A 17,264-nucleotide genomic window follows, 5' to 3' on the forward strand; every position below is an offset into this window, starting at 1 on the left:
GGCAAAAACTTCCGCATCAAGCGGCGTTTTTTGCCGGTTTTTTGTGCCTGCGATTGTTTTCTCAGAACTCAAATAGCAAAATGCTTTTGCAAAAACATTCGGGAGCGTCTAAAAATTCTTTGTAAAATAGGGCTCCATCGCATGGGAGACATTTCGTATTGATTTCCAGTGGGGCGAGTTGGCATGCAATTTGCTTGTATGTTTATGCTGAAGTTAGCTGAAACCGGTTACATTCTTGCAGAGAAGAGGTAAGGTTTCTAACCAGAGTCGACAACAAGGAGGATTCAGAGTGAATCAGACGAATGATCGCGCGAATACGCGACGCATTACGGGAAACATTTTCAAGGGTTCGATCGGAAACCTGATCGAATGGTACGACTGGTACGTCTATTCTGCTTTTGCTGTGTACTTCTCGTCAGAGTTTTTCCCAAAGGGAGACACTACGAGCCAGCTTCTTAACACAGCTGCTATCTTCGCCATCGGATTCCTGATGCGACCACTGGGAAGCCTGCTGATGGGGCGTTACGCAGACCGTCACGGTAGACGCGCAGCCTTGACGCTATCCATCACAGTCATGGCTAGTGGATCGTTGATTATTGCATTGACACCGGGTTATAGCACAATTGGCATTTTTGCTCCTATTATTCTCGTTCTCGCACGACTATTGCAAGGTCTATCGCTTGGTGGAGAGTATGGAACTTCTGCTACGTACCTGTCAGAGATGGCAAGCAGTGGGCGCCGTGGTTTCTATTCCAGCTTTCAATACGTGACCCTAATTGCTGGTCAGCTTCTGGCACTCGGTGTTCAGATCATTCTCCAACAGGTACTCAGTGAAGCCGATATGCACACATGGGGCTGGCGCATTCCATTCGTAATCGGTGCTCTTGGGGCATTGGCTGTATTGTGGCTGCGCCGCTCGATGGATGAATCAGAGCAGTTCACAAAAATGGAGAGTAAGACACGTGAAAGCGCGGGAACTCTTCGCGCATTGATGAAGTATCCAAAAGCGGTACTGACCGTTGTCGGACTCACGCTTGGCGGAACGATTGCCTTTAATACGTACACAACGTATTTGCAAAAATTCATGGTCAATACCGTCGGCCTACCTAAAGAAACAGTAAGCTGGATCAACTTTACTGCCTTGCTCGTATTCGTAGTCCTCCAGCCGATTGCTGGCATGCTGTCTGACCGAATCGGCCGCCGTCCGCTCCTGATGGCGTTCGGTATTCTGGGAACCCTGTTTACCGTACCAATGTTCCTCTTGATGGAACAAACGAAGAGCCCGATGGTTGCATTCTTGCTGATGATGGTTGGACTGATCATTGTTACAGGCTACACTTCCATCAATGCCATTGTAAAAGCCGAGCTATTCCCGACTGAAATTCGTGCGCTTGGGGTAGGATTCCCTTATGCAATTACAGTGGCCGTTTTCGGTGGTACAGCTGAGTTCATTGCCCTTGGACTCAAAAACATCGGATCCGAATCTCTGTTTTATTACTACGTAGCTGGCTGTATCGCCATTAGCTTGATCACATACTGGCGCATGGGCGAGACTTCAAAGGCATCCCGAATTGAAGCTGAGCTGCATTCGAAAAAAAGCGTTAGCTGATTGGTGAGCAGGCAAATGAATAGAATAGGTAGGACCTAAAAAAGACGCGTACTGCGTCTTTTTACCGTCATTGGACGAGACAGTTGAACAAAATGCTAAAAATGTTCAAATGTAGCTAATCCAAATGAGAATCATCGTTCCGATAAGTGCAGCAGTGAAATCTTGCTTCCAATTTGTTTTCGCAAAAGGACTCCATTTGCCAGCAAAAAGGCTTGCCAATCGAGCTATAAGGAACATGCAGAGTAAGATGGCCAGGACGTGCACTATGAGCAGCACATTTTCACCTCAGATCAGATCAATATGAATCTCACCGTTTTACCAGATAATGGAATGCGGTTATGTAAAATGTGTAGGGAGATAATTCGTGTGAGAGGAAGTGGGGAACTGTCAAAAATGAAATAAAGGAGATAAAGTCGTGATGCATGGAGCACGACCATCCCAAATGCTAAGGGAAGGTATGGACGTGCAAATCGGACGCTTTCAGGCACAAAGGCCACGATTACTGCTCCATTTTTTTGGAGGGGTTCAGCGGTTCATTTTCTTCTGCACAGTTTCAGGAGTTGCAGCGAATAACCAAACCACTGTTTGAAGAAGCGAATTTATGATAATAGTTAACGAGTAAAATCAGTTAATTGTCACAACGCTTTCAACTTTGAAATAAAGAACGGTTAAAACTCCAATCGCGATAAGCAGTAGTACAAAGATCAGAGATAAGATTATTATTATCATCTTCACAGCTGGAGTGAATGGGGCAGTTATTCTGCTTTGGGCATTAGTTGCAATTGGGCTAGAGTACTTGTGTATCGTTCAGTCACTTAACACATCGGGAATTTTGGTAAGAAAAACCCCTCAGGAAAACTGAGGGGTCGTTGATGGAAGAAATTTAGGAAATCCTTATCTCGAACTCGTCAGTTACCGCACCGCCTTTTCCATCGTTCGCTGTTACTTTCACGATATCATAAGCCGAATTACCTGGAGCGTCGTGAAATACAATTGTTCCGTAGTTTGGGCTTGTAATATCGTCATTGAAAGTGTAAACAAAGCCAGTTCCAAATTCAAACTCAATGGTAAAGGTCAGTCTATCTCCATCAGGATCAACAAAATAATCTCTAAAGGAAAAAACATTAGACTTCCCGTTAGGAGGGATAGCGACATCAGGAATTCCTGAACCTAAAACTACAGGAGCTTTATTGCTATTCTCGACTTATCCCTTTTTGTTGAGGGGTTCCTTCGAGCCTACACCGTACGGGCGACTTTCATCGCACACGGCGTTCCATCAACGAATAAGAAAGAAAATTTACAACGGGCAAGCAAATTATACAGCTCATATGTCCTGAATTACAGTAGTTGTTTTCGACAGAATCATCTAGTCATATGTCAGTATTGATTTCATCTAGCATCCAGTCGTTGTCTTTGAGAACAAAATTAAGGATAAGAATTGACAGTGTACCACCTGGATGCCAAACCTCATAACCGGTAATGAAGGAATCTTCTTTTTCCAATGAATAGAACCGTTGTCGAAAAGTGTCTCTGTCAGTTACAAAAGATTCAGATATTTGTTGATCATCAACAAAATAGGTGATGGTTTTATTCGTAGCTGTGAGCTTTTTTGAGAGATGTTGACGCAATTCAGTTTCCTTGTTTTCGGCCATTAGGCGGAATATTTCTCTAGCTTTAATGTCCAGAATATTTCTCAATTCATATTCTTTTTGTTTTGACTCAAGTTCCTTACTGAGTTTATTTAATTGAAGCTCCAATTCGGTATTTTGCTGCTTCACCTGTTCTAACTCAATTCTGGTTGATTGTAATTCAAGGGAGTTATTAGAACAGCCTGATGCGAGTAAAAGGAACGACAAAAAGTAAAGCTTCTTCATCACAGCCACTCCTTCTTGTTTAAAAGGTAAGACGAAATAGTATGCAAAATGTTTCCAATAACAGGTTTGTAAAGTCTTGCGGAAGATAGCTTAAAAAAATGCTGCTTCTCATGATGATTTTGTGATAAATGCTCAACAAAAAGGCGATGAGTCAGGTGCAATAAGTGGCAGAGAAATGGCGAGGAAAGACTGTTGATTATCAGGAGTTGGCTTCTATTTTTCGCCGCATAGGAGAAAGGGAAGAAGGAATTAAATAGTGGAGGATTGAAGCAAAAACCCGCGGAACTACCCGAGGGTCGTTGATGGAAGGAACTTATCTACAAATGATAAGCCACTTGCTGGATACTGTGCCGTCTTTGCCGTCGTGAGCTGTAACGATAATCGTTATTTTACTTCCAACTGGTTGTTTTGGAAATCTCGCAAATAAATTGGTTGCAAAAGCAGTAACGGAGACTGAAGGATCATCTGATTTGGCTGTAAATGTAAGTTCATCTCTGTCTGGGTCCGAAAAAGCTGAGTAATTTGGACCATCAGTTCCCTCAACATATTGATTTATAAGTTTCTCCTAGAATTCCATTATTATCATGAACTTCAGGAGGTCTATTGCTATTCTCGACTTATTCCCTTCTGTTTTTGAGGTTTTCGTTCGAGCCTACACTGTGCGGGCGACTTTCATCGCACACGGCGTTCCATCAACGGAGGGAAGGGGAAATTTTACAACTGGCAACTTTAACATACGTGACATATTTAAACTTGTCTGCTAACTAAAGTTAACCCATTTGGTGGCAGCTTTAGAAAGAATGGCTGATCATTACTTGTGATAATTAAACCTAAATTCTTGATTAACCCAAATATCGTTTTGCTTTATCACTTTAGCGGTGGCTACGCATTTCACTCCATTGTAGTCATATGTGGCGACAACAGAATAACCGTTGCCAACGTGCGTTACAGTAACAATTTTGAAATTATTAAGCCGTTTATGTCCGCGCGGAATTTTCCATGATTCATGTGCTTCACATTCATGCCTAATATGTTTCTCAAGTGTCCAACCTTTTCGGATCCAGTGATCTATCGAATTGATAATATCCCTGACCAGTGGCTTTGGATGTGAATCTGCTGCATAAATGTTTGTGGTAAGAAACGGAAACAAAAAGATGCCGAATAAGATGATTAATTTCCGCATCGAAAAGTCACTCCTTTATTAGTAACTTTTCCGACTGCAAAGAGAAATATCAACAAAGTTCAGTTAACATAAGGTCAATTATGTTAAATGACTCGTCGCTTTTGCCAAAGTAAGTAAAAACACACCAAATTCCAATAGCCAAATAGAAGATACCAAACAACCCGTATTCCCAGCTAGATAAAGGCCAATGAAGCAGATTACAATTGAACCTATTTTTTGCAAAGTGTTTTTTCTCATGACAGTTACCTAAATTTAGCATTTCCTAAATAATGTATCACGAGATTATGTAGTTTACAAATTACTCATTGTGATAAGTCTTGTTGTTCGGGCAGCTTATCCCAAACAACAATAATTAGTGTCGCGATTGGACCAAGAAATAATGAAAGGAAGAACCAGTTAAGACCACTGCGGTTTTTACCTTGAGCTAGTCCAGCGTTGATAAGCGATAGAGTTCCCCAACCAACAAAAAATTCATTTTCCATTAAGAGTCAATCCTCCAAGGTTCATAAACTTACTAGTATTTAGTAAGACGTAATTAAATCAATAGAGTTTCAATTAAATTACAAAATGTGTCAAGCTGCTCGAAGATATTCATCGGGGTTATCACTTAGTCTAAGCCTTACAAATTCTTCAGCAGATGTAATCACATAATCAGTCCTGTTCGTGAAAGAAAATCATGAGTTTACACAACATTACATGTGTCTTGTAGCAAATCCAAGGATAAGTGAAGAAAGTGGGCCGATGAATGCAAGTAATCTCGAAAGAACAACATTTTTAATTTGCTGTACCAGAAAGAAGGTAGCAGAGCCAACTACTGTCATTAAGTTAAGAATCCATTCAAAAGGCAAAAACATATGAAGGATTAGGGCAAATAACTCACCTAATAGCACAAAACAAATTAAACCTAACCAGAAACTCGATATGTTTTTTGAATGGAGAATTTTTAACAGAAAAAAACCAAAAATTCCTCCAATAAAAATGAAGGGAGTAATGAGTGCAAGAAGTTTTATGTTTTCAAGTGGATCATTGATAAGTAAAAAAAAGATCGAAGTTGCACCAATTAGCGAACCTGTAAAGCCTTTAAAATATGTAAGCATAATACTCCCACCTATTTTTACGGTTAAGTAGCAGTTCCATTTTAACATGACTATTAATAACTGGCGAAAGCAGAGAATGATCTATCTAACATAAGAAAAATGATGTTAAATCAATTCTTGATAAAAGGTCTTAATTAAAAAGACGACCAATAATCATGCAAAAATTAACATTCCAACTATCGATAGTATTTGAGACGAAAGTGACGTGGCTGAAACTATTCCGATAATTGATAGGCCAATGTTTTCTCGATTCAGTTTCGTAAATTTGTGGAAGCAAATTCGGTACAAAAGAAGGCTAACAAAGAACAGTAACAAGACTATCTGTACGTATTCCAAACTAAACCTCCGAAACCCCGAAGTTACCAATAGTATGAAGTTAAATCTACGCCATGCAACTACGAATGTACCAAGCACATTGCTCATTTTGTTAATTCACTTCGGGAGTGAGTTTTGTAAAAGAGAAAGCTTATATCTTACTTTCTCTAGATCCATCGTTCGAATGTCTTTTGGCGTAAGAGTCTCAGTAATTAACTGGAGAGCATCACCATGTTTCTGCAATTTCTTTTTAGTCTTGGAGGTATCCAAGTCGGAAGATAATTGGTGTATGTAAGTGTGAATTTCAGCTGCTGTCAATGAAACCTCGTCTATAATAACGCTAAAATCTGTTTCGTCATTAATAGTCAGTCTACTGATGTTTAACAAAGATGCATTTGCTGTTTCAACATTACGAAGTAAATAAATGGCGTACTTGATTTGGTCGCCTTTGGTCATTGAGAAGATATCGTCCAACTCATTTTTTTATTACGTAATTGTCCATAATCGCCTGATAAAGAAGTGAGTAGTCCCTGCACAACCTGTGATTTTCCTTTTTGATAAAAATAACTACCACAGAGCCACGAGCTAAATATAATCGCAGAAATTAAAAGGAATAGCTGATTTTTCATAACAACCCACCATTTCAAATATATGGATATTATATCACGAAGCTAAAAGGGGGATTTCAATTGTTTTGTTAACACAATATGTATTTTGAAAAAATAGAAAACGGTAACCCAATTCGTTACCGTTTTCATACAGACCCATTTATCTTACTCGGATAAACACCAAAACATTGTCTCTTGATAACACACGTTGGAACCCGTTATTCAAAAGACAACGCGAAGCAGGACCCACACGTCTACCAATCATTAAAAATTGGGTACATGGTGCGGCACTTCCAATGATGCTAACGTCGCGAATAATTCGCCTCCGTACACCATTCACTCTGACACGTCTGAATAAGATCACTACCACGTCAGTCATATCAATCACCTCACTTCTCTCTATCTGATATAGAGAATGCAAATGGGGGAAGCTTGGCAACTGATACGAGCCTGCAGTAAACGGAAATGTGCTAATTAATACGTTAATTTACAAGATAAAGGCTTGTTCAAAACCAGACTAGGCAACAAAGCCAGAAGTAAATCGTACTGCTTATAAAAACCGCACCGAAAAGGGGCAAAAGTTTAATGTTTTAGTACTGAGATGGCGTGACGAACTTTGTGAGCAAAGTGGATCGGATTGTCAATTGATTCAAAGTGTATAAACATGATACCAGGGTTGTTAAAAAGCCAGTGATTGTGAAGTGCGGTAACCAATATATCGTACAGCGGGCAATTTGATAAGAGGACCACAACACACGATTTGTTAAGAAGAGAGAATGTAAATGCTCATGGTGGTCAACTGGCCCGGCGGGAGCGGGCCAAAGTGAGCCCAGCGAGGACCATGCCGATCAGCCCCATCACAATGGCCACGATGGCCCCGGCTCGCCCGCTGCCGGTGCCGAAATCACCGGTGAAGTTGGTCAGGTGCAGCCCAGCGTAGACTATGACGATCAGTGCCGTCACTGCTGCCACGATGGCCCCGCGTCTCCCCGAACCGGAGCCGAAACGACCGGCGGAGCGGGCCAGAGACAGCCAACCGATGACCGCACTGATCAGTCCCACTACCGCGTCCATCGTGGCCCAGAGTCGCCCGGGGGTTAATCCGTTTACGACATTACCATTGGTCACTTCTGCAGAGGCAATAGTTGGAACAAGTAGAAATGCACAAAATAATACGAATGAAACTAGCCTCATTTTCATTTGTTAATCACTCCTCTTTGTTTTTCGGCTATTTCTTTATTTTCACAGCCAGTTTACACAACAAATGTCGAGAACTTATGCAGATCTTCCTCTCTTTGCGTGAATTTCTTCAAGAGTCTGTCAAATCCCGGTATAATTTTGCGTAAGCGGTATGTTCTCACAAAGGAAGCTGACTATTATGGAAAGATGTGATTGAAATGGAAGCGAAACTATTGCTTGTGGAGGACGAACCGGGCATGCTTGAGGAGATGCAGACCTTTCTGCAACGTGAGGGGTATCAGGTAGTGAGCGCCCGAACCGGCAAGGAAGCGCTAACGATCGCCTTATCTGAGCGGCCCGATCTCATCGTTCTTGATTGGATGCTCCCCGAGAAGAGCGGCATCGACGTATGCCGTGAAATCAGGCAAACTTCACAATGCGGCATTATTATGGTCACGGCAAGATCTGACGAATCGGATAAAATTGTCGGTCTGGAAATCGGTGCGGATGATTATTTGACGAAGCCGTTCAGCTTGCGCGAGCTCGCTTCGCGTATTCGTGCTTTACTTCGCCGCTTACGTGGACCCGAAGACAAGTCGATGTTCTTGGAAAGAGACAACTTGATCATTTCCGAGCCCAAATGTCAGGTATTCAAAGACGGTCAGGAGATCCAATTGACACCTACCGAATTCAAAATTCTGTTCACACTGGCGGGTCGCCCCGGCATTGTCTTTAGCCGTTTGCAATTGTTAAAGGCTGCTTTGGAGGATGAGTACATGGGATACGAAAGAACAATGGACTCTCATATTCGGAATCTTCGCCGAAAGCTGGGAGACGATCCTGCCAATCCTCGATATATTCAAACGGTATATGGTTTCGGATACCGATTTGGTGAACGTTCATGAAAATGACTGTCCGAATGAAAATATTTGCTATGGGACTGCTCTTGCTCATTGTGGGTAACATTATCTCCCTTACAACACAAGTTTACACAGTCGGTTTGTTCGATCAATTTCAAAGGGAACAAATCGATGAAAACTATTTGAGCGCCTCGCCCGAAGAGCAAATTGAAATTTTAAAATCATATTTCCTTGACAAAATGGAGCTGAACATACTTCTTAGAGCGTCCATTTTTCTTTTGATCGGATTGTCCTTTAGTTTTTGGATATCGGGAGTGCTGACCCACCCGCTCAAAAAGCTCGTAGCCGCAATAGAGCGGGTGGCGCAGGGTGACCTGAACGTCAAAGTACCTGTAGACACGAAAGATGAGTATGGGAAAGTCGCTCAAGCGTTCAATGACATGACGTTTCGTCTACGTGAAGCCGAAGAAGCTCGCAGAAGATTGGTGGCCGATGTTGCTCACGAGCTACGAACGCCGCTGTCCATTATGCAGCTTAAACTGGAGAATTATCAGCAGGCCAGTGATCATGTCCCACCAGAAAGGCTGCTTCGGATTCATGATGAGGTGATCCGAATGAGCCTGCTTGTAGATGATCTGCATGTCTTGTCGTTGGCAGAAGCAGGCCGCTTGTCGCTCGATCGCAAGCAGCTCGATCTGACGGTACACTTAGAACGAATCGTGGACGACTTGACATACGAAGCGGAAGAAAATGGGTTGGACATTTGCCTTTATACAAAATCAAGGCCGCTTACCGTGATGGCTGATGCGAGACGGATCACACAGGTTTTCTTTAATTTGCTGACCAATGCGATTCGTTACACACCACGTGGAGGGAAGATTACGGTTGAAATCGAAGACCAGGTCGGTGATGGGAATGCGTTATTTGCACGTGTGTCGGTGATCGATACCGGCATCGGAATACCGGCGGAACATCTGCTCCACCTATTTGATCGATTTTACCGCGTAGACAAAGCGCGCTCGCGGTATACAGGCGGTACGGGGCTAGGCTTATCCATCGCCCATCATTTTGTAAAGGCCCACGGTGGTTTCATCCGCGTTGCGAGTCAGCCTGATGAAGGTACTATATTTACTGTTTATCTTCCTATAAACAATGATATATAAAATAGTTGATAACCCCTGCGGACACACATACAGAAATCTCCATTATTAATTCAATATTCTCAGCAAACATAATTTCATTTAGATGGGAAAGTAACGTCAACGATACATGGGAAGACCGACATTCGGAAAAGGAACCCAATAAAATGTAAAAAGCCGCCATTTAAGCGACTTTTAATGGGGTAATGTGCGGGAACTTTCATTGGGGAACAAGAGCTTTTTAGGTTTTCTTCATCTTTTTAACGAAAAAATAAATGACACCTACAAGAACGAGGATACCTGATATCCAAAGGTAAGGAGAAGCGAGAGTCTGATTTTCTTTCATCGACGGCTGTTCATTCTGTATGGGGGTAATACCTGTTCCAAGGGAGGCAAGGTCCTCAGATGCCGCTGTTAGCTCTTGTGTCCTTGTGCAAATGTTGGTTTCGAGAAAGTTGTCCTGATTCTTGTAGGAATACACGATATAATCCTTTCCCATATCAAAAGAAAAGCCACAGCTTGCCGAATGTAAAGCAGTCACGATTGTGACCTGTTTTGTATCGATGCCTTTCCAAATTTGAGAAACATCAAATGTAACATCGACGGGATCAGCTGATGAGATAACTCCTAGCACATTTGGTCTTGGCTTCACTATCTCTGTAACTCTCCCTGCGAACACGGCGTCTGCTTGAGCCAGTGCTTCCTTTACCGGGGCAGGTGCTGCGCAGGAACAAGCATATACTGACGAAGGAATTGTGAATAACAAGCTATTCAAGGTAATAAGAAATAGAATTGTAACTTGGATGAACCTTCTCATTGACCCACACCTCTTCTTTCTGTCTGTTACTTTTTTGACGAAGAGTGGGTTATGCACGTTTCGTTGAGCGTGATGAAAGAACAAATCCTTGTTTACGTTTATAGAACCGCGATTTCAAGACTTGTTCGCAAGGAGAAAAGCAAAAGTGGTTTAAACGAGGAATAAATTGATGGGGAGCAATGGTGATGCTCAAGAATAAATGAATCAGAAAGGAGACGAATATGAGTCTAACAGAGAAACAGAAGATGGTTAGCGGAAAGCTGTATTTTTCCTCCGATCCTGAGCTGGTTGCGGATCGGGAAAACGCAAGAAGAATTGTCAGGTTGTATAATCAATCATTAGAGACAGAGTATACCCGACGAACGGAGCTGTTAAAGGAATTGCTTGGCTCCACGGGTGCAAATATTTGGATCGAACCTAATTTCCGATGTGATTACGGGTATAACATTCATGTAGGCGACCATTTTTATGCGAATTTCAACTGTACCATACTCGACGTGTGTGAAGTAATGATTGGCGATTATTGTCTCATTGGTCCAAATGTTCAAATATACACAGCTTCACATCCCCTCAATCCGACAGAGCGGAATACAGGTGCCGAGTACGGCAAACCAATTAAGATAGGGAATAGTGTGTGGATCGGTGGGGGAGCGATTATTAATCCCGGTATAACCATTGGGGATAATGTCGTGATTGGCTCTGGCTCTGTCGTGACCAAGAATGTGCCAAACAATGTCCTAGTGGTAGGGAATCCTGCAAAAGTCATTCGTGAGATTAAGAGTAGCTAGTTGTAGGATTCTCTTACTTTGATATCTGGCGCCTTCACCATTCAAACTCTTTAGGATAAGTCTGAAGTTCTTACTTAATTTTGAGCATATAAGCCATCTGTATTATAATAAAACGAAAAAGAACGTTTTTTAGACTAGACAGGTGGAATATGTATGAAAACCAACCCCAAAAATGAAATGTTAAGTGATTGGTTGTCACTCACCCAAATTCAAGCAAGTATTACCAGTGAACTTGAAAGGGAACTACAAGATAAATACAATCTATCTTTAAATGAATTTTATGTCCTGTACTTTTTATCTCAAACAAATGAGAAAAAGCTTAGACTGCAGAAATTACAGGATATGATTGGGTTAAGTCAAAGTGCAGTATCGAGAATGGTTGGGAGGCTGGAAGCAAACAATTGTAAGGCACTACAAAGGCATGTATGTGAGGCCGACCGAAGAGGTATTTACACTTCCTTAACCGAAGTAGGGGAAGAGAACTTCCATAAAGCCTTAGGCACTGTAAATGAAATTCTTCATGCTTCCTTTACAAATGGCACTACACAAAAGGAGCTACAAACGTTACTTCAAAAAATGTCTGCAAATGATGAGCATTAATGACAAGCTCAATAACAGAAAAGCCGATCATTTCTGTTTTAGGTAATGCTCGGCTTCTTTGTTATATAAAGCTGGTTTTCTTTCCTTTTTTAAACTTTACATTTGACAAGTGAAAAAGAGCAATGATAAATTATATGCACGCGCATGCATCTAAAAAACACAACGAAAAAGATTTACCTTTGAACTTACCTTAAAGGAGTGGGAGCTTCTATTATGGAGAGAAGGGAAAACCAGATACTTATGTTGCTTTTCAGGTTCCATTAGCAAGATGCTCTGATATTCCAGTTATAGAAGCTGGACGATTGGATGCTCCGATTTTAGCGAATGCTGTAATAGGAAAAGTGGATGCGGGACTTGTAGTCGTTGGGAGAGGTATGCTACATAATCCGCACTGGGTAGAAACAAGAGTTAAACTGAAAAAAGGCTGTCGTGCCAAAATAATTCAGCAGGTATTTAATAAGATTTGCATTATGAGGAGGATATATCATGAAATCAACAAAATCTGTAGCAGCTTTATTCAAACCTTTTCAATTTAAAGAACTGAAACTTGAAAATCGTTTTGTCATGGCACCTATGACCCGCAGTTTTTCACCGAAGGGGATTCCAGGTCCCGATGTGGCAGAATATTACCGTCGTCGAGCAGAAAATGGGGTTGGCCTGATCATCACCGAAGGAACGCTGATCGAGCATCCGGCTGCCGGAGCAGATCATCATGTGCCGCATTTTTATGGAGAGGAAGCACTGAACGGATGGGCACGCGTTGTTAAAGAAGTCCATGAGGCGGGTGGAAAAATTGCTCCGCAAATCTGGCATACTGGTACGGCACGTCAAAAAGAGAATTTCCCGGAATCAGATGTCAATTCAATCGGACCATCTGGCCTCAGTGCGACAGGTGAAAAAGTATCGGAACCACTCAGTGTTGAAGAAATTCACGGACTCATTCAGGCATATGCACAAGCGGCTGCAAACGCCAAGAAAATTGGTTTCGATGCGGTGGAAATCCACGGAGCGCATGGCTACCTGATTGACCAGTTCTTCTGGGATGTCACAAACAAGCGTACAGACGAATATGGCGGTGATCTGATAGGTCGCACCCGTTTTGGTGTAGAGATCATTAAGGCGGTGCGTGAAGCAGTCGGTCCTGATTTCCCGATTATTTTCCGTTTTTCGCAATGGAAACCGAGCGATTACAATTTCAAACTTGCAAAAAATCCTGAGGAGCTGAAGCTTTTCCTCACGCCGTTGTCCGAGGCTGGTGTCGATATTTTCCATGCGTCCACCCGTCGTTTCTGGGAGCCGGAATTTGAAGGCTCTGATCTCAATCTGGCAGGCTGGACTCGAAAATTGACTGGGAAACCAGCTATTACGGTTGGATCTGTTGGATTGGACTCCGAGTTCCTGAGCTTATTCAGCGAGGGTAAGGGTGGCCAGCCAGATAACATCGACAATCTGATTGACCGTGTTGAGCAGGAAGAGTTTGATCTGGTGGCAGTTGGAAGAGCGCTACTGAGTGATCCGGCTTGGGTTGCAAAAATTCGTGAAGGCAACACCCAAGAACTTCAACCATTTACGCGAGAAGCACTAAAAACCTTATCGTAAAAGGAATTTGACCCGATTACAAGCTAGCGGGAGCATAACAAGTTTGCTTACATTTATAAACACAGGCAGCTTCTCATGGTGAGGAGCTGCCTGGATTCATATTCGTCCGTTGTCAAATGCCACGTACCTTACCGGTAGATGCACGCCATAACCTGATATCCGCAAGCCTTTTCGTTTTAAAATACGAAAATAAAAAGCATCCCGAAATAACAATAATGCCGCCAACACCCTGTAGCCACGTCATCTGCTCTCCGATGAGAAAAAACGCGAGAATGGAAGTGAAGATCGGATTGAAGTTCAGAAAAATACCCGAAGTTGTAGCCCCGAGTTTTTGTACGCCAATATTCCAAAGCACCATGCATACGACAGTAGAGATAACGCCTGTATATAAAATAGAACCGACAAAAGGAGCGTTGATGTTGGTAACCGTAAAGTCAGCGAGATTGAAAGGCAGAAGAATTACCAGCCCAAAGATGGCAGAATACAAAATGGACATTAGCGGAGTTGTCTTGCTCATGGCCCATTTGCTGCATACCGAGTAAATTCCCCACACACAGACAGCCGCCAGCATCCACAAGTCCCCGACGTTGAACTGCAAGGACAAGAGGTATGAAATATCTCCCTTGGACAGGACGAGAACGACTCCCACTAGCAAAAACATCATGGTCAAGATTTGAAGGGCCCTGATTTTTTCTTTTAAAAAGACAAACGAAAAAAGGGAAATCGTAACCATGTTTAAAGTGGAAATTAAGCCGACATTCGTCGCCGAGGTCTTTTCCAACGCTAAAAATTGAAAAACGTTAAAGAGAACAACCCCAGTCAGTCCCATGCAAAATAGCGGGAGAATGGCATCTCGCGTTGGTAGCAGCTTTTTTTCCTTCCACCATACCATTGGAAGTAAGCAGAGAACAGCAATAATCCAACGCAGACTCGTCAAGGTCAGCGGTGAAGCATGACCGACAAGCGATTTTCCCAAGACAAAATTTCCTCCCCATAACATGCTTGTTAATAGCAGCAACATGGCATAAATACTTGGCATAACATTACACTCCTTTTGTATCTGCTTATTAATGAAAATAACATTTACATTGCATTTTCGGTAAATTATTTTGTATAATTAATGAAATTCAAAACAATGTAAAGTTATGCAACGGTAAAAAGTATGATCATTCAATTGAAGTATTGAAAAGTTGCGTTTTTTCGAATAAATGAAAGAGGGAGAATCACATGGAATCTTTCGTTAGCAAGGTGCTGGATGATGTCGATATCCAAATACTCGATCTGATGCAAAAAGATGCGCAGCTAAGTAATGCGGAGCTTGCGAGACGCGTGAATTTATCGCCACCCGCGACGCATGCTAGGGTAAAGCGGCTGGAGAGCGAGGGATACATCAATCGCCAGGTGGCGATCCTGAATCTGGAGAAGCTCGGGTTTGATCTATTGTGTTTTGTGTTTATCAGTACAAATATTCACCAGGCGTACGAGCTGGAGGTATTGGAGAATGCATTGCGTTCGATGCCGGAAGTTTTAGAGTGTCATTGCTTGACGGGAGAGTATGATTATCTTTTGAAGGTAGCCATCAAAGATCGGAAGGGATTGGACAGCTTCATTCGAAAAATAAACAGGCTGGGCGTATCACGCATTCAAACGAACCTGTCTCTCCGGGAAATCAAATATTCTACAGTTTTGCCTATCGGGGATGATCCATTTTCATAGATATGTTAAAATAGAATGCCGGAAAAAACCAAAATGAAGGGAAGGAATGTATGAATACAGCGGAAGAAAAAAAGAAAGCCAACCATAAAAAACTATCAATCAGAAACATTATCAAAAGGGCTCTATTTATTACGATCGGTGCCGTGATCATGGCTTACGGGCTTGAAGCGGTATTAATTCCGAATAATATCATTGACGGTGGAGTAACGGGTTTATCCATGATCTTGAGTCATGTAACGACTATCAACCTCAGTTTGTTCCTCGTCCTGTTAAACTTACCTTTCTTTTTCTTGGGGTATAAGCAAATAGGCAAGACATTTGCGATTAGTATGCTATATGGAATCGTGGCTCTTTCGGTGGCGACTTCCTTTATGCATCATGTAAAGCCGATGGTGGAGAATGAACTGCTCGCCATTGTTTTCGGTGGCTTAATATTAGGGCTAGGAGTAGGCTTGACCATTAGAAATGGTGGGGTTTTAGACGGAACAGAAACATTGGCGATTTTGGTTGAAAAGCGGCTGCCGTTTTCTGTCGGTGAAATTATCATGTTCGTTAATGTGATTATTTTCACGATCGCAGCGTTTGTGTTCTCTTTGGAAAATGCTCTATTTTCGATGATCACTTATTATGTTGCCTTTAAGACAATCGACATTGTTGTTAAAGGATTGGATGATATGAAATCCGTTTATATCATAAGTGATAACACTATTGAGATTGCGGATGCGATTACGGAGCGGTTAGGCCGAGGAGTAACCTATTTACATGGAGAAGGTTCTTATAGCGGTGAAGATAAGCGAATTATTTTATGCGTCTTTACAAGACTAGAGGAAACAAAGCTCAAAGATATTATCAAAGAGCTAGACCCGCAAGCGTTTATTATTGCTACAGATGTATCCTCCGTACACGGTGGTCGTTTTAAGAAAAGAGATATTCACTAATTCGAAAACAGCGGCAAAACGTAAGACCAGCAAAAAGTCTTGCGTTCTGCCGCTGTTTTCCTTTTTGCGCTAAGTCCTTCTTTTGCTCCATTAATATAGATAGGTCCGGTCAAGGCAAGGATCTTACTACGTTCATAGGATTAGTAGATATCTTATGACGGGCAGTTTAATGCAGCAGCTTGGAAACTTATACCTGAAAATTGCGTATCTAAATCAAGGCGAAAAAGAGTGGAGTGACATATGAAATATCTTTTTCAGTTTTAGTTTTAGTTGGTGCAGTAATACCGATTGGGTGAACACAGGGAGGATAATAGGATGAAGATGCCGAGCGATAGTGAGCTGACATTTCTATTCGAAGGAGACGAGCGACAGCTTCAACAATTTATTGAAAATCATCGTGAAACATTAGAGCGCCATCGATTTGTGCTGGCGGACGAGCTTGCGATCGAGAAGCAAATTCCGATAGTATTCGCTTACGTATACAGCGTCATCGTAGATTGGGGAGAGTTTGACGAGGAGATCGTCCGCTTGTTCGGTGAACGGCTTCCAGATGAATCGGTCGAGGTGACGACTACGGACAAAGGATTTGACGTTACCTACAATGGACAACTGCATTCAATTGCGCTCACGTTTTCCGGAAAAGATCGCTATATCACGATTCGCGAGTTCCAGGAATTGATTAGGGACAAATACGAAATTCGTTTGTTTGCAGCCTCGTATCTTTCCGATACCCACGAATTTTTGATATTACCGAAGAGGCAGTGGGAGGTGCTGGATGCCCGGTATCCGGCTCGGAATAGGGAGATGTTCCGCGCAATCGATGGCGAGCTGGACTTTCCGTAACCTCAGGACATTATACGAAGGTGGGGCGGGGACTTCATTACGACGGGTACGATAGCTTCCATTTTGGGGCTACGGGGAAAGATTATAAATCAATGTGTC

General features: G+C 42.3%; 18 protein-coding genes. 9 read left to right on the forward strand and 9 right to left on the reverse strand.

Features of this window, described 5'->3' with window-relative positions; all coding sequences use genetic code 11:
• Nucleotides 1-289 precede the first annotated feature (289 nt).
• Nucleotides 290-1,609, forward strand: a complete 1,320-nt coding sequence (locus tag SB752_RS14800; protein ID WP_410716393.1) for an MFS transporter — start codon at nt 290-292, stop codon at nt 1,607-1,609.
• Between the two features lie 1,370 nt (nt 1,610-2,979).
• Here the strand turns inward: SB752_RS14800 and SB752_RS14805 are convergent.
• From SB752_RS14805 to SB752_RS14835, 7 genes are all read right to left on the reverse strand, one after another.
• The gene (locus SB752_RS14805) at nt 2,980-3,483 is read right to left on the reverse strand and encodes a hypothetical protein (RefSeq protein ID WP_410716394.1); all 504 of its coding nucleotides are present in this window, start codon (nt 3,481-3,483) and stop codon (nt 2,980-2,982) included.
• An 811-nt stretch (nt 3,484-4,294) separates the two neighbouring features.
• Nucleotides 4,295-4,666 (reverse strand): hypothetical protein, encoded by a 372-nt coding sequence (locus SB752_RS14810; protein ID WP_410716395.1) that lies wholly within the window; start codon nt 4,664-4,666, stop codon nt 4,295-4,297.
• Between the two features lie 302 nt (nt 4,667-4,968).
• Nucleotides 4,969-5,148, reverse strand: a complete 180-nt coding sequence (locus SB752_RS14815; RefSeq protein WP_410716396.1) for a hypothetical protein — start codon at nt 5,146-5,148, stop codon at nt 4,969-4,971.
• A gap of 210 nt (nt 5,149-5,358) precedes the next feature.
• Nucleotides 5,359-5,763 carry a hypothetical protein gene (locus SB752_RS14820; RefSeq protein WP_410716397.1) on the reverse strand — a complete coding sequence of 135 codons (405 nt, stop codon included), beginning with the start codon at nt 5,761-5,763 and terminating at the stop codon, nt 5,359-5,361.
• A gap of 767 nt (nt 5,764-6,530) precedes the next feature.
• Nucleotides 6,531-6,707 carry a hypothetical protein gene (locus tag SB752_RS14825; protein WP_410716398.1) on the reverse strand — a complete coding sequence of 59 codons (177 nt, stop codon included), beginning with the start codon at nt 6,705-6,707 and terminating at the stop codon, nt 6,531-6,533.
• Nucleotides 6,708-7,268: 561 nt separating this feature from the next.
• Nucleotides 7,269-7,436, reverse strand: a complete 168-nt coding sequence (locus SB752_RS14830) for a DUF1259 domain-containing protein (RefSeq protein WP_410716399.1) — start codon at nt 7,434-7,436, stop codon at nt 7,269-7,271.
• A gap of 45 nt (nt 7,437-7,481) precedes the next feature.
• On the reverse strand, nt 7,482-7,886 hold the full coding sequence (locus tag SB752_RS14835) for a DUF6223 family protein (protein ID WP_410716400.1): 405 nt from the start codon (nt 7,884-7,886) through the stop codon (nt 7,482-7,484).
• Between the two features lie 197 nt (nt 7,887-8,083).
• Here SB752_RS14835 and SB752_RS14840 point away from each other — a divergent pair, with 197 nt between their 5' ends.
• Both SB752_RS14840 and SB752_RS14845 read left to right on the forward strand, forming a co-directional pair.
• Nucleotides 8,084-8,770, forward strand: coding sequence for a response regulator transcription factor (locus SB752_RS14840; protein ID WP_410716401.1), 687 nt, complete (start codon nt 8,084-8,086; stop codon nt 8,768-8,770).
• On the forward strand, nt 8,767-9,888 hold the full coding sequence (locus tag SB752_RS14845; protein WP_410716402.1) for a sensor histidine kinase: 1,122 nt from the start codon (nt 8,767-8,769) through the stop codon (nt 9,886-9,888). The genes SB752_RS14840 and SB752_RS14845 overlap by 4 nt, the downstream gene beginning before the upstream one ends.
• A 217-nt stretch (nt 9,889-10,105) precedes the next feature.
• Here SB752_RS14845 and SB752_RS14850 read toward each other — a convergent pair whose 3' ends face one another.
• On the reverse strand, nt 10,106-10,681 hold the full coding sequence (locus SB752_RS14850; RefSeq protein ID WP_410716403.1) for a hypothetical protein: 576 nt from the start codon (nt 10,679-10,681) through the stop codon (nt 10,106-10,108).
• Between the two features lie 221 nt (nt 10,682-10,902).
• Between SB752_RS14850 and SB752_RS14855 the strand changes: the two genes are divergently transcribed.
• The 3 genes from SB752_RS14855 (at nt 10,903) to SB752_RS14865 (ending at nt 13,668) form a co-directional block, all read left to right on the forward strand.
• Nucleotides 10,903-11,469, forward strand: a complete 567-nt coding sequence (locus SB752_RS14855; protein WP_410716404.1) for a sugar O-acetyltransferase — start codon at nt 10,903-10,905, stop codon at nt 11,467-11,469.
• Nucleotides 11,470-11,622: 153 nt separating this feature from the next.
• Entirely contained in the window at nt 11,623-12,069 is a 447-nt protein-coding gene (locus SB752_RS14860; RefSeq protein ID WP_410716405.1) for a MarR family winged helix-turn-helix transcriptional regulator, read from the forward strand.
• A 486-nt stretch (nt 12,070-12,555) separates the two neighbouring features.
• Nucleotides 12,556-13,668, forward strand: coding sequence for an NADH:flavin oxidoreductase (locus SB752_RS14865; protein WP_410716406.1), 1,113 nt, complete (start codon nt 12,556-12,558; stop codon nt 13,666-13,668).
• A gap of 112 nt (nt 13,669-13,780) precedes the next feature.
• Here the strand turns inward: SB752_RS14865 and SB752_RS14870 are convergent, their stop codons facing one another.
• Complete coding sequence (locus SB752_RS14870) at nt 13,781-14,707, reverse strand: DMT family transporter (protein WP_410716407.1); 927 nt, start codon at nt 14,705-14,707, stop codon at nt 13,781-13,783.
• A 188-nt stretch (nt 14,708-14,895) separates the two neighbouring features.
• On the opposite strand from SB752_RS14870, the gene SB752_RS14875 reads away from it, so the two are divergent.
• The 3 genes from SB752_RS14875 (at nt 14,896) to SB752_RS14885 (ending at nt 17,165) form a co-directional block, all read left to right on the forward strand.
• Nucleotides 14,896-15,384: an Lrp/AsnC family transcriptional regulator gene (locus tag SB752_RS14875; RefSeq protein WP_410716408.1), complete on the forward strand. Its 489-nt coding sequence runs from the start codon at nt 14,896-14,898 to the stop codon at nt 15,382-15,384.
• Between the two features lie 50 nt (nt 15,385-15,434).
• Nucleotides 15,435-16,322: a YitT family protein gene (locus SB752_RS14880; RefSeq protein ID WP_410716409.1), complete on the forward strand. Its 888-nt coding sequence runs from the start codon at nt 15,435-15,437 to the stop codon at nt 16,320-16,322.
• Nucleotides 16,323-16,637: 315 nt separating this feature from the next.
• Entirely contained in the window at nt 16,638-17,165 is a 528-nt protein-coding gene (locus SB752_RS14885; protein WP_410716410.1) for a hypothetical protein, read from the forward strand.
• The last annotated feature ends 99 nt before the right edge of the window (nt 17,166-17,264 follow it).

The sequence above is a fragment of the Brevibacillus sp. SIMBA_040 genome (assembly GCF_046535075.1).
GTDB lineage: Bacteria > Bacillota > Bacilli > Brevibacillales > Brevibacillaceae > Brevibacillus.